The 12,823-nt window shown below is 36.6% G+C and carries 12 protein-coding genes and 2 tRNA genes; 6 read left to right on the top strand and 8 right to left on the bottom strand.

Annotation, left to right across the window (positions count from 1 at the left end; genetic code table 11):
• Positions 1 to 58: 58 nt before the first annotated feature.
• Entirely contained in the window at positions 59 to 1,000 is a 942-nt protein-coding gene (locus RDN22_RS09665; RefSeq protein WP_308557828.1) for an AraC family transcriptional regulator, read from the bottom strand.
• Between the two features lie 160 nt (positions 1,001 to 1,160).
• Here RDN22_RS09665 and RDN22_RS09660 point away from each other — a divergent pair, with 160 nt between their 5' ends.
• From RDN22_RS09660 to pepI, 3 genes are read left to right on the top strand one after another with little or no spacing between them, the layout of a single operon-like run.
• Complete coding sequence (locus RDN22_RS09660; RefSeq protein ID WP_308557826.1) at positions 1,161 to 2,510, top strand: ABC transporter ATP-binding protein; 1,350 nt, start codon at positions 1,161 to 1,163, stop codon at positions 2,508 to 2,510.
• 2 nt (positions 2,511 to 2,512) lie between these two features.
• Positions 2,513 to 3,166 (top strand): energy-coupling factor transporter transmembrane component T, encoded by a 654-nt coding sequence (locus tag RDN22_RS09655; RefSeq protein WP_308557824.1) that lies wholly within the window; start codon positions 2,513 to 2,515, stop codon positions 3,164 to 3,166.
• Between the two features lie 8 nt (positions 3,167 to 3,174).
• On the top strand, positions 3,175 to 4,056 hold the full coding sequence (gene pepI, locus RDN22_RS09650; RefSeq protein WP_308557822.1) for a proline iminopeptidase: 882 nt from the start codon (positions 3,175 to 3,177) through the stop codon (positions 4,054 to 4,056).
• Positions 4,057 to 4,078: 22 nt separating this feature from the next.
• On the opposite strand, the gene rlmH is transcribed toward pepI, so the two are convergent.
• The 7 genes from rlmH to yycF all read right to left on the bottom strand — a co-directional run bounded on the left by rlmH (position 4,079) and on the right by yycF (position 11,975).
• On the bottom strand, positions 4,079 to 4,558 hold the full coding sequence (gene rlmH / locus RDN22_RS09645; protein ID WP_025015279.1) for a 23S rRNA (pseudouridine(1915)-N(3))-methyltransferase RlmH: 480 nt from the start codon (positions 4,556 to 4,558) through the stop codon (positions 4,079 to 4,081).
• 467 nt (positions 4,559 to 5,025) lie between these two features.
• The gene (locus tag RDN22_RS09640) at positions 5,026 to 6,270 is read right to left on the bottom strand and encodes a trypsin-like peptidase domain-containing protein (RefSeq protein ID WP_308557820.1); all 1,245 of its coding nucleotides are present in this window, start codon (positions 6,268 to 6,270) and stop codon (positions 5,026 to 5,028) included.
• An 80-nt stretch (positions 6,271 to 6,350) separates the two neighbouring features.
• A complete protein-coding gene (locus tag RDN22_RS09635; protein WP_308557818.1) occupies positions 6,351 to 7,148 on the bottom strand; it encodes an MBL fold metallo-hydrolase in 798 nt (265 codons plus the stop codon).
• A 15-nt stretch (positions 7,149 to 7,163) separates the two neighbouring features.
• The gene (locus RDN22_RS09630; protein WP_308557816.1) at positions 7,164 to 7,988 is read right to left on the bottom strand and encodes a two-component system regulatory protein YycI; all 825 of its coding nucleotides are present in this window, start codon (positions 7,986 to 7,988) and stop codon (positions 7,164 to 7,166) included.
• 2 nt (positions 7,989 to 7,990) lie between these two features.
• A complete protein-coding gene (locus tag RDN22_RS09625; protein WP_308557814.1) occupies positions 7,991 to 9,346 on the bottom strand; it encodes a hypothetical protein in 1,356 nt (451 codons plus the stop codon).
• Positions 9,336 to 11,189 (bottom strand): cell wall metabolism sensor histidine kinase WalK, encoded by a 1,854-nt coding sequence (gene walK, locus RDN22_RS09620; RefSeq protein WP_308557812.1) that lies wholly within the window; start codon positions 11,187 to 11,189, stop codon positions 9,336 to 9,338. Before walK ends, RDN22_RS09625 begins: the two co-directional genes overlap by 11 nt.
• Before the next feature lie 69 nt (positions 11,190 to 11,258).
• On the bottom strand, positions 11,259 to 11,975 hold the full coding sequence (gene yycF, locus RDN22_RS09615) for a response regulator YycF (RefSeq protein ID WP_003548578.1): 717 nt from the start codon (positions 11,973 to 11,975) through the stop codon (positions 11,259 to 11,261).
• A gap of 136 nt (positions 11,976 to 12,111) precedes the next feature.
• On the opposite strand from yycF, the gene RDN22_RS09610 reads away from it, so the two are divergent.
• The 3 genes from RDN22_RS09610 (at position 12,112) to RDN22_RS09600 (ending at position 12,707) form a co-directional block, all read left to right on the top strand.
• Positions 12,112 to 12,184, top strand: a tRNA-Lys gene (locus tag RDN22_RS09610).
• A 118-nt stretch (positions 12,185 to 12,302) separates the two neighbouring features.
• The gene (locus RDN22_RS09605; RefSeq protein ID WP_308557809.1) at positions 12,303 to 12,524 is read left to right on the top strand and encodes a hypothetical protein; all 222 of its coding nucleotides are present in this window, start codon (positions 12,303 to 12,305) and stop codon (positions 12,522 to 12,524) included.
• 110 nt (positions 12,525 to 12,634) lie between these two features.
• Positions 12,635 to 12,707, top strand: a tRNA-Lys gene (locus tag RDN22_RS09600).
• The last annotated feature ends 116 nt before the right edge of the window (positions 12,708 to 12,823 follow it).

The raw sequence follows: 12,823 nt of genomic DNA, 5'->3' as shown, positions 1-12,823 counted from the left end.
TAGTGAATCGACTATCCCGTCGGATAATCAATTCACTATTAAGCTTAGAATGTTTTGTTTACTTCAAATTGATATTCGCTTGTCTAAATAATTCTTCACGCATAGCAGCAGGCGTCATATGGTAATACTGATTAAATTTCTTGTAGAAGAATGACTTACTTGAATACCCAACTCGTCCAATAATATCTTTAAGTGAAATATCAGGTTGCATAAGAAGTTCGCGTGCTTCCTGCATTCTTCTTTCATCAACATGATCAACAAAGCTCTTGCCAGTTTTAGCCTTAACCATGTTTGAGAAGTAATTTGGATTAAAGCCGAAGTATTTAGCGGAATCAGCTAGCGATACATCCGCAAAATGTGCATCAATATAATTGTCTAATGACTTTTTCTCAAATTTAGTCTTATCTAAGTTAGTTGGAGTAGCTACTCGCTGAGTTCTGATTGAAATAATCAGCATAACCGTTAATTCGGCTTGAATTAATGCTTTAGCAAATAAGTCATTATTCAAATAACCACCGATGATGTGCTGCATTACTTGAGAAGCACGGGTTATTTGATTATTCTTTAGCCATAATACGTGTTCATTTCCTAAGCTATCAACGATTTGTTCAACAACTTCATTTTCACGTTTACCTTTATAACCAAAGTCATCGAAATATTCACGGTATCTAAAACCAGGTTTAAATTTTAATTTAACTAGAACGGAATCTTCTTTTTGGCTTGCGACTTCGTACTTCCAACCTTCAGTTAAAAGAAGTACATTTCCAGATTTCATCGTAATGACTTTTTCACCGCTCTTAATCGTCACAGTACCTTTAGCAACGTAAAGAATTGTTGAAACATCCATCTGATAACGATGAATTCCAGTATTATGATTTTCAAGGTAGATAGTAAATAGATCAAAATCCGGATTTCCCGCTTCTAGCCTTATTTCATTTTTGTCTGTTGAATTCGACTTTAATATGCTAGCCAGATATTGGTCCAAAGCAACAGCTGCCATATGTCCACCTTCCTTATAGTAGTCTTATTTTATAATACTATTACATTTATATTATAGACCTTTTTTTACATTAATTAACTATAATTATGACATCTTATATCGAAAAAGATACTTTTTTGACTCGTAGACAGGCCTAAAATCATCTTGTACAATCAGAATTATGATGGTAACACTAAATAATATTACTTTTTCTTATGAAAAAGAACCTATAATCCAAAATTTAACTATAAAAATTCCAGCGGGCTTTTCACTATTAATGGGCCCTACAGGCTGCGGCAAATCAACCCTGCTCAAAATTATTGCAGGTCTTTATCCAAAATATGCAGGCAAATTAACTGGCAGCGTGGATCTCAATGGACAAAAAACAGCCATGATGTTTCAAAATGCGGCTGAGCAGTTCACGATAGCTACGCCGCGAGAAGAGATCGTTTTTGCATTAGAAAATCTGCAAATTGAACCACAAGACTATCAAAATAGATTAAACGTAGCAGTAAATTTCACTCAGATAGAAGATTTGCTAGATCAAAAAATCAACACCATGTCAGGTGGGCAGCAACAACGGGTAGCTTTAGCGGTTTTACTAGCCATGAACGTTGATGTGCTTTTACTTGATGAACCATTTGCTAGCTGTGATCCTGAAGCGCGAAAATTTTTGATAAATAAGTTGGCTCTGCTTGCTAAAAAAGGCAAAACAATCATTTTAAGTGATCATATTCTAGATGACTATGAACCAGTTTGCGATAACTTATTTCAGTTTGAAAACAAAACCGTGCAGAAGCTGTCTCAAGCAGATAAAGAGAAAATATTTATTCAAAATAAAAAGATGCACGCTTATGAATACAATTTTGCCATTCCAACTGGCCAGCCTGTTTTCACTTTAAAAAATGTGCAAATTGCTCAGAATAAATTATTGCTAGATCAAACAAATTTAAATATTTATTCAAAAGCCACTTTGATTACAGGACCTAACGGTGTGGGTAAAACATCCCTCTTCAAGGCAATGACTAAGATGATTCCTTATAGCGGCCAATTTACTTATGCAGATAAGGAAATCGCTAAACTAAAGAGTAGAAAATATCTCCACCAAGTAGCCCAAGTCTTTCAAAAAGCTACGGATCAATTTTTAACTGTTACTGTAAAAGATGAACTTGAACTTAGCAAAAAGGATCGCAATGCCTTTTTTACAGATGAAAAAATTAATGAATGGCTAGATAAATTGGATTTGACCAGTCACTTAGATCAAGTCGTTTACACCTTGTCAGGCGGTCAGCAAAAAAAGCTGCAGATCTTGTTAATGCTGATAACTAAGCATCAAGTTTTATTAATTGATGAACCTTTAAGTGGCCTTGATCATGAGTCAATTAGTCTTATTTTAGATTTGATGCGAGAAAGCCAGGAAACGCTCCATCAGACGTTTTTAATTATCAGCCATCAGATAGACGAGCTAGCTAATTTCTGCGATTATCGGCTTGTTTTCGACCATCAGCAGCTTAAATATGTGGAGAAGTAGACATGAATCCTAGTTTAAAATTTATTCTGGCATTTATTGTTTCATTAGAAATATCGTTAAAAGCCAGTCTAACCACCAACATTTTGGTCATCATTTTTGCATTAATTTATTTAGTGGCTACCAAAACCAAAATCAAGGAATTGCTTTTGCTGCTCAGCTTGCCTTTTATCGCGGCTTTTACGATTTTTGCGACACTGTACTGGTTTTCACCTGTGCCGGACGCATATTACGCGTGGAACTTGTCAACGCGTGTCTACGTTTATACATTAACTATCGCTTGCGTGACACGCCACACAACTGCGACGGACTTTGCACGCTCACTTGAGCAAAATTTGCATTTGCCTAGCAAGTTTGCATACGGCGTTTTAGCTGCAATTAACATTATTCCGAAGATGAAAATGGCGGTTAAGCAGATTCGTGTTTCAGCAATGATGCGTGGAATGTACCTTAGCTTTTGGTCGCCTACACTTTATTTCAAAGCAATCTTAGTTGCGGTAAATTCAGCTGATAATTTAGCCCAAGGTATGGAGTCACACGGCTATGTCGAAAATCAAAAAAGATCTACAATAGTAAAAATTCCACTCACTAAAAAAGATTGGCTTATCTTTTTTACATTGTTAATTTTGGTAAATATCTCATTATTTTGTTTTAAGTAGGTGCAAAAATGGAAGTTATTGAAGGAAAAATGCCTTTTATGGGCTATGAAACTTATTATCGAATTGTCGGCAAAAGAAGCGAAAAGCCACCTCTAGTCTTGCTTCACGGCGGCCCTGGTTCAACACACAATTATTTTGAAGTATTGGACAAATTAGCCGCAATTGATGATCGTCGCATCATTATGTATGACCAATTAGGCTGCGGTAAAAGCAGTATCCCAGATGATCATCCAGAACTTTATACTAAAGAAACATGGGTAAAAGAATTAAAAGCTTTGCGTGAACATTTGGCCCTTAAAAAAATGCACTTATTAGGTCAAAGCTGGGGCGGGATGCTCGCCATTATTTACATGTGCGATTATCACCCAGAAGGAATTCAAAGCTTAATTTTGTCATCCACGCTTTCTTCTGCTTCATTATGGTCTAAAGAGCTTCATCGCATGATCAAGTACTTGCCAATTGAAGAACAAGCTGCAATTCACCGTGCAGAACTTACTGATGCCTTTACTGAAAGCGACTATTTAAAGGCTAACGAACACTTCATGAATCAGCACGCTATTGATATGACGAAAAAGTGGCCAGAATGTGTGATGAGAACGAAAAATGGTGGAACGGTTGCTTATGAGACTGCGTGGGGTCCTAATGAATACACGCCAGAAGGCAATTTGCATGATTATGAATACACTGATCAATTAGACAAAATAAAAGTTCCAACTCTAATTACGAGTGGAACTGATGACTTATGTACTCCATATGTTGCTAAGACGATGCAAGACCATATTCAAGGTAGCAAGTGGCGATTATTTGAAAATTGCGGTCACATGTCCTTTGTAGAAAAAACTGATGAATACATTGAAATGCTCAAGAATTGGCTTGATACAAACGACTAAAAAAAGCGCCTTTGGCGCTTTTTTATTTGTGGTATGGACTTCCAGAATTAATCATGAATGCACGATAAATTTGTTCAATCAAAACTACGCGCATTAATTGGTGCGGCATGGTTAATTTACCAAAACTGATCAAATCATCACCACGTTTATTTACAGCATCACTTGTTCCTAAACTACCGCCAATGACGAAAGTAATATCTGAATGACCATAAGTTGCTAAATCCTGAATTTCTTTTGCAAACTCTTCACTGCTTCGCTGCTTTCCTTTAATTGCAGTGACGTATACATACTCCTTGTCTTTAATCTTGCTCAAAATCCGTTGGCCTTCAATTTCTTTAACTTTTTCGTCTTCAGCCGCACTGAATTTTTCTGGCGCTTTTTCGTCAGGTACTTGAACAATTGATACTTTTGCAAAGCGACTAAGTCGCTTTTTATATTCTGCAATCGCATCTTTAAAATATTTTTCTTTTAATTTTCCAACACAAACAATCTTAATATTCATAGTTAATAGTTTACTACAAAAACAGATAGGAGTTTTCCACATTTGTCATGAAACACGATCTACATTTTGTGGTATCATTTTAACTATGCTCTATAGCTTGTGGCTAAAATAAATTTTTAAACTTTTAGAAAAATACTTTCCCACATTTTTATTTTGAAAGCATTTTTTCACAAACTTTATTTAGTATTTATTGATATACCAGGCATGATCAATTGATTTAACAAATTAATTTCACTATTTTTATGAACATTTTACTTTATTTTTCCACATGTGAATAAGACTATAATTCTTGAGTTATACACAATCCACAGAGTTATCCACACTTATCAACAAGTGCATATCTATTTGACAGATATTAAATCCGAACTTTTCAATGTTACACATTTAAATAGTTAATAAAAAGGCTATACCTACGCTCAAAGCGCATGATATAGCCTTTTATTCTTGTAAACTTTTTACTTTACTTATTAGTTACCTTCTAGCTTTACTTTCAGGTTAACATTTCTGCCATTTCTGTTCACGGTTACATTTACGGTATCACCGACTTTGTGACTGTATAAAATACTGTGTAACGATGCCACATCTTCGACTTTCTTACCGTCAACTGCAGTAATTACGTCGCCACTCTTCATGCCAGCATTTGCAGCTGAGCCGCTCTTGTTAACTGTAGCTACGTAAATACCATTCTTAAGGTTTGATTTAATCTTTAGGCGGCTTCTGTAAGCTTCTGGAATACCATTAAGTGCTACAACTCTTACACCAAGTTGTGGACGGGTAATCTTACCCTTCTTAACCAATTCATTTACGATTGTTACAACTTCATTTGAAGGAATAGCAAATCCCATACCTTCTACAGAAGTACCATCGCTTGATTGTGCAAGCTTCATTGAATTAATTCCGATAACTTGACCAGCTGAGTTAACTAAAGCACCACCTGAGTTACCAGGGTTAATAGCTGCATCTGTTTGGATAACTGTTTGCTGGTTACCTGATGAAGTTGAAATAGTTCTAGAAGGTGCTGAGACGATACCTTGCGTTACCGTAGAAGCATATTCACTACCAAGTGGTGAACCTACGGCAATTACAGTTTGACCAGCTTGAAGGCTCTTAGAATCGCCAAATTCGGCTGTTTGAGTTACATATTTAGCATCAATTGATAAAACAGCTAGGTCTGTTGTACTGTCTTTACCTACAACTTTAGCATTTACAGTCTTACCATTTGCCAATTGAACTTGAACAGCATCACTACCTGAAATAACGTGGTTGTTAGTAACAATGTAGCCTTTGCCGTTTGATTTCATATAAACGACACCAGAACCTTCACTGTAGGTTTCAAGCTTGCCACTATTCTTTGATGAGCTACTATTATCATCGCCAAATAAGCTGCTGTAGAGTGAATCTGAACTGCTTGAAGATGATTGACGCTTTAAGTTAATTACGGACACTACAGCGCCTTTAACGTCGTTATATGCAGTAGTCATTGTGCCACTTGTCTTAGCACTCTTTTGTGAAAGCTTACTACTATTTGATGATACGCTAGTTTGAGCCGCACTATTATTAACTGATGCACTATTCATTTGATCAGCTGCATAATATGAGACTCCACCACCAATAAGCCCACCGACTACACCAACAATAGCTGCAGTAGCAATAATTTTGCCACTGCCACTTCTTTTTCTAGACATTTGATTATTATTTTGATTCTCTGCCATACTTGCTCTCCCCTCATCTTGCTTTTAATTATCATACAGATCAAATTTGAACTTTGTATGAAAAAAAGTTGTTGAAATTACTAAATCTGAATTAAATCAGTTGGTTTAGCAGGCTCTGTATCAATTATTTTAGCATCATCGCTTAAATCTGCATCCCCCTCAATCAACATTTCCTTTGCTGTCTCATGAGCTAAGTACTCTGTATTATTGTGCTGACTGCGATGTGCTAAAAAAATATGCTTCGTTTTAGTCGTTACTACATCAGCCAAAGCTTGTGCAGCCTGATCATTAGACAAGTGCCCTACATCTGATAGAATTCTCTGCTTTAATGACCATGAATATGGTCCATCTCGCAACATCATATTATCATAGTTAAATTCCATCATATATGCATCTGCGTCCTCAATCACGCCTTCAACATCTTCAGAAACATAACCTGTATCAGTTAAAAATGCTACACGCTTTCCGCCGCTAGTAAAAACGTAGTATTGCGGTTCAGCTGCGTCATGGCTAGTCGCAAATGCCGTCACGTCTAAATCACCAAAAGTTTTAGTTTGACCTGGCTCAATTGTATTAATTTGTTCAGCTGGCAATTTGCCTATTTTTTGCGTATCAAGCAAATACTGCCATGTGCCGCTATTGGCAAACGCATCAATTCTAGGATAGCGCCGCATTAAAACGCCAAGTCCTCCGCTATGATCTGTATGATCGTGACTTAGAAAGGCCATGTCGATATCATTTATGTCTACACCAACATCCGCTAGTAAATCTTTGGTCTTTTTACCAGAAAGGCCAGCATCCATCAGGATTTTATGCTGGCCTGTAACTATTAAACTGGTATTTCCGGTTGAACCACTTGCCAAAACGGAAACTTTCATTTTTATTCTGCCTTCCTACTTTTCTACGTTATAAGTACTCGATTGCAGCATTTGTGCTGTATAGGCGTTCACACGCTTCAAAGTAATATTCTTAGTAGTCTTGTTTTCAACCCATACTAACCAAGTCGGAAGCAAAATGGTGCTACCGCGAATTTCAGTTAATTTAGAATATCCTAATTTAATTCGTGCGACACGAGAATTGTTAGTCAATTCACGGTCAGTATACATTGCTCGAACTGCACGCCAAGCACTAATTGTCGACTGCAATTCTCTAACAGGGTTAGCTTGTCCCATATAAGTTTCGGTGTAGTTAATAATTTGATTATCCTTAACACTGATTGTTAACTGAGCCGAGTTAGCGTAAATTTCTCCATAATCTGAAGTTTGTACAAACATGTAGTTATCAGAACTCGACATATCAGGTTCATACTTGAACTCTTTACCATAAGGTACATTTTTAGGATCATTCTTAAAATCATTTACTTGCTTTAAAGCAGTTTTAGCATTTTTAGATAAAATCGTAGCTACCTTAGGAGTTGCATAAAGAGTGTTATCAGTCTTTGAGTAGCGAGCATCAACATTAGTTAAAGTGCTAACTTTAGAAGATAAGTAATCTTTATTTTTAGTAGCTAAATAATAGCCCGAATCTGGTGCATTAGAAATTGAATCAGGCAAATCAATATTGTCCGACTTCATCTCTGAGCGAATGCTAGCCATACTTTGAGTAGTGGTATCGGCATTGCTTAAATTAACGGGTGAGCGCAGAATCTCAATTCCTAAATAAATATCGATTAACAAAAAAACGATGAAAAATAGCCATTCTATTCTTTTATAGTCCAAACTTACTTCGCCTCCCCGTTATTAACAGATTCATTAAATTTGCGATAAGTAGTTACGTCCTGCTTTTCCCATTCACTAACACTCTTCCATTCGTCATATGCCTTAACGTAATAAGTTGGCACCAAATTAATCAAACCATGACGACTGGAATCTTTTTCCATTCTAAAGCCAATAACGATTCTTTGAATATCATCTTGCTTTAAACCATGAGCAGATAATTCATCAACAATTTCCTGTGTTGGCTTAATGACTTTAGTCTGACCATCAAATGGAATTGGGATTTGGAAGTTAATACTATTAAATGCAACGGTAATCGCATCTGTTGCAAATGTAGTTCTAACTTGCAAATCGTGTTTGTTTAAAAATACTGGGATTCCTTCAATATAGTTCAAGTAGCTAACGTTTGAACCATCTGCATCAAAGAAACGCAAATCTTGTTCAGTTAAACCTAATTGGTGCACATAATAAACACTATCAAGCAAACGATTAGTGGCAGACGGGATCTTGTTTTTCTCATAATGAGTATACAGATAATTATGTTCACCAGAGTTAGAAGCTGGTACTTTTAGTCTCGTGTAATAGTTAAGAGAATAAGTTGTTTGACCATTTTTATTTGTCTTGCTAGTAACACCAGAAGTGCCTAATAAACGTGAGACAAAGTAAGAATATGATTGATGATTAGTTAAATAGCTATAAACTCTGCTTGCCATTTCTCTACTATAAAATGGTGAATAGCCTTCTCTTAGGCGTACCAAGCGAACTGGCGACTTAGTTTTGGCATTTTGCGCATATTTACGCAGTTTATCAAAATTAGCACCCGTAATTTTAATTCGATAAATTTCATTAGTTTGATCATTACCAAGATAAATCCACTGATTAGATCTTGAAACAAAGAAACGATTAAATTCACGATCATCGCTATCAGACTTATTCAATTGATTAAACAAAGAGAAAGTAATTTCATCAGGATATACTAATTGAATATATTCTGGGCTATTCAAATATTCTTCATATCTTGCCTGTGAATTATTAACGATCTTTTTAATCTTATTAACAGCCTTAGCATTTTTTATTTCCTTGGTAAATTCCAAAGTCAGATTGTTTTTAGAATCATAAAGCTGACACAAACTACCATTAGAAAAGCCATAAGCAGTCGTTGGAATAAACAGATCATAAAGAGATTTAGCGCTACGGTTGCGTACTTGCTCTTTTGAAGTAACATTTTGATTTTGTTGGCCAATATTACTAAAACGCTGGTCACTAGTCATAATAAAGATCCATAGGACAATCGATAAGACTATGACAATAAACATGCCAAGCCCCAATAAAAGGTCGCCAAACTTGAATTTAAACCTCATCCCAGTCGTCCTCCTCAGTCATTGGTTCATAAGGCAAAGAAATGTAGAAAGTAGATCCTCTACCTTCACTACTGTCAGCCCAAATACGGCCATGATAGGCTTCAACGATTTCCTTAGCAATCGCAAGACCAAGTCCAGTACCACCTTGAGCACGTGAGCGAGCTTTGTCGACTCTGTAGAAACGGTCGAAGATCTTGCTTAAATCTTTACGAGGAATACCTAAACCTTGGTCGGAAATACTCAAAATCACGTGACTTTGGTTCTGCGTCAATCTAACAGTGATTACACCGCCATCTGGTGAATACTTGATCGCATTATTCATGATGTTATCAATTACCTGCATCATTTTATCGGTATCAATTTCAACCCAGAGGGCTTGATTGCCTAATTCACGCTTAATAGTGTATTTCTTCTTACCTTTATTTTTATCAGTCTTCACGATCATGTCGAATCTATTCAAAATATGGTTAACAAAATCGTTCAAGTTAACAAATTCCAGATCCATCTTTGAAACGCCACGGTCCATTCTGGAAAGGCTGAGCAAGTCATTAATCATTCGAATCATTCGACTAGTTTCTTGCTGGGTAACTTCCAAAAATTTTGGTGCGATATTAGGATCCTTCCAAGCACCTTCGTTTAAAGCTTCAATATAAGCCTGCAAACTGGTAAGTGGAGTTCTTAACTCATGCGAAACGTTGGATACAAACTGTCTTTGTGAATCTTCATTCTTTTGTTGTTCCGTTACATCGTGCAAAACACATACACTACCAGAAACAAAGCCCGTTACACGCTTAATTAAAGAAAAGCTAGCGTGCAAGATCATTTCATCACGCGTATTAGGATCGATTGTAACGACGATTTCTTTTTGACTAGAAATTAAATCTTGTGAAGAAGTGTCCTTTAAACCAAGAACTTCCGCAATTGGTTTATTAATGACATCTTTTTCTTTTGCATTTAAAAAATTCAAAGCCATTTGGTTAACAACACTTACGTTGCCGTGACGGTCAGTAGCAAGTACCCCATCGCTCATGTGTGACAAAACGCTATCTAGTCTGCGCCGTTCACTATCGGATTCTTCCTGCGAACGTTCAATTTTAATCGACAACGTATTGAATGCTTTACCTAGTTGACCCAATTCATCATTAGAATAGATCTTTACCTGGCTAGAATAATCACCGTCGGCAATATGCAGAGCTTGCTTTTGCATTTCTTCGATAGGCTGCGTAATTGCCCGGGAAATGACTAGCGCTAAGAATGCACCAAGTAGTGCCGCAATTAATGAAGCAATCAAGAATGTTAATGAAATTTGACGCAGGTTGTTAAAGACATCCTGCATACTGGCTTTTACATAGATTGCCCCTACATTGTTGTTTGATCCATTACCACTAGTTAATGGTGAAATCTGAATCATGTAATTGCCATGATCATCAACCACTTTATTGATTTGATGACCGGTAGAAATAACTTGCTTTACATCTGTATTGTTGATTCGCTGTCCAATTTTGCTTTTATCATTCAAATTGGAAACAGCACGAATCGTATCCTTGTTATCAACGACGATAATTTCGCTAATTGCGTCATTGTTATAATCATTTACAATTTGATTCAAACGATCATTAACATTTTTGTTGTTACTAGCTAATTGTTTAGCAAGCTGATTACTTACAACAGTTTGAATTTGGATTGATGACTGAAAATCTTCAATACTGCTTTGTTCAAGCTGTCTAGTAAAATAAGCACCGATAACTTCAATTGTCGCCAGCAGCATCAACATGAACACGATCGCTAATTTCGTATTGATGGAATTAAATGTATCATTTAACTTTTTTCTGAGTCTTTTCATTTCTCACTCAACATCTAAAAAATACAAAAAGAAAGCCACTTACTTCTTCAGTTCTGTGGCTTTCTTTAATTATCCTTCACTTGGCTGTTTTACATAGTAGCCGACACCACGGCGAGTAACCAAAATTTGAGGTTGAATTGGGTTATCCTCAATTTTTTCTCTCAAACGGTGAACGGTTACGTCAACAGTCCGCACATCACCAAAATAATCATAGCCCCAAACCGTTTGCAGCAAGTGTTCACGGGTCATGACTTGTCCCATATGTTGAGCTAAATAGTAAAGAAGCTCAAACTCACGGTGAGTAAGTTCAATCTTTTTACCATTCTTTTCAACAATATAAGCATCCGGCATGATTACTAAATTGCCGATTTTAATGTTTTTATCGGGCTCTTCTTGGTTAGCTGCTTCAGCTTTCTTAACGATGTCACGACGACGCAAGTTAGCTTTAACACGGGCAACTAATTCCCGGTTAGAAAATGGCTTCGTTACGTAATCGTCCGCACCCATTTCGAGTCCTAAAACTTTATCAATTTCAGTATCTTTTGCAGTTACCATAATAATTGGCATATCATGCGTTTGACGAACTTCACGAGCAACCTCGAGTCCGTCCTTTTTTGGTAACATTAAATCCAAGATCATCAAATCTGGATCGTATTCGTCAACTTTTTTAACAGCTTCTTCGCCATCATAGGCAGTGTCGACGTCAAAGCCTTCCTTTGTTAGATTAAACTTAATAATATCAGAAATAGGCTTTTCATCGTCGACGACGAGAATTTTTTTTGGCATCGAGAATGCCTCCTTTGCTCTTACATTATACTGAATTTTGTAACATTAGCCAAAAAATTTGAGTTTTTTTCAAAAAAAGTCTTGCATTTTACAATGAATAATAGCATAATAATATCTGTTGATTGATTCAACTAATGGGTGGCTAGCTCAGCTGGCAGAGCAACGGACTCTTAATCCGTGGGTCCAGGGTTCGATCCCCTGGCCACCCATAACTGTAAGAGATGAGACTTCGGTCTTATCTCTTTTTTGTTTCATTCGTTTGATTAGCCTTTGCAAGCCTTTTCTTGGTAAAATAAAGAAAAAGATGTTAATCGAGGGGGCTTTATTATGAACGAAGCTGTATTTTTCAATCCTGGGGATGCAATTGCATCTTCACACGACTTTAAAGAAGCACGACGCAGTGCACAAATTATTAAAGCTGAGCGTCCAACTGGCCGTCAGATTGTAATCGCTGAAAATGATAAAAATGGCGTTTATGCTGTCTACTATGCCGATAGTGCTAAGGAAGATCAAAACGGAATTGCTCATCACATTAGAGAACAAATCTAAAATTAAGTCACAATTCGTGACTTTTTTATTTTTTCAAAAAAAGACTTGTCAAAAGCATTTTAAACTGGTAATATATTTAACTGTCAGCGATAGAGCTGATGAACAAATATGGGTGGCTAGCTCAGCTGGCAGAGCAACGGACTCTTAATCCGTGGGTCCAGGGTTCGATCCCCTGGCCACCCATAATATGGAAATGGCACTGCGAGGAGTCGGTGCTTTTTTTGTACCAAAATTTCAATAAACAAAACATTCTAAGCTTAATAGTGAATTGATTATCCGACGGGATAGTCGATTCACTA

It is taken from the genome of uncultured Lactobacillus sp. (assembly GCF_902491705.1).
Lineage (GTDB): Bacteria > Bacillota > Bacilli > Lactobacillales > Lactobacillaceae > Lactobacillus.
This window is presented reverse-complemented; position numbering and strand designations above follow the sequence as displayed.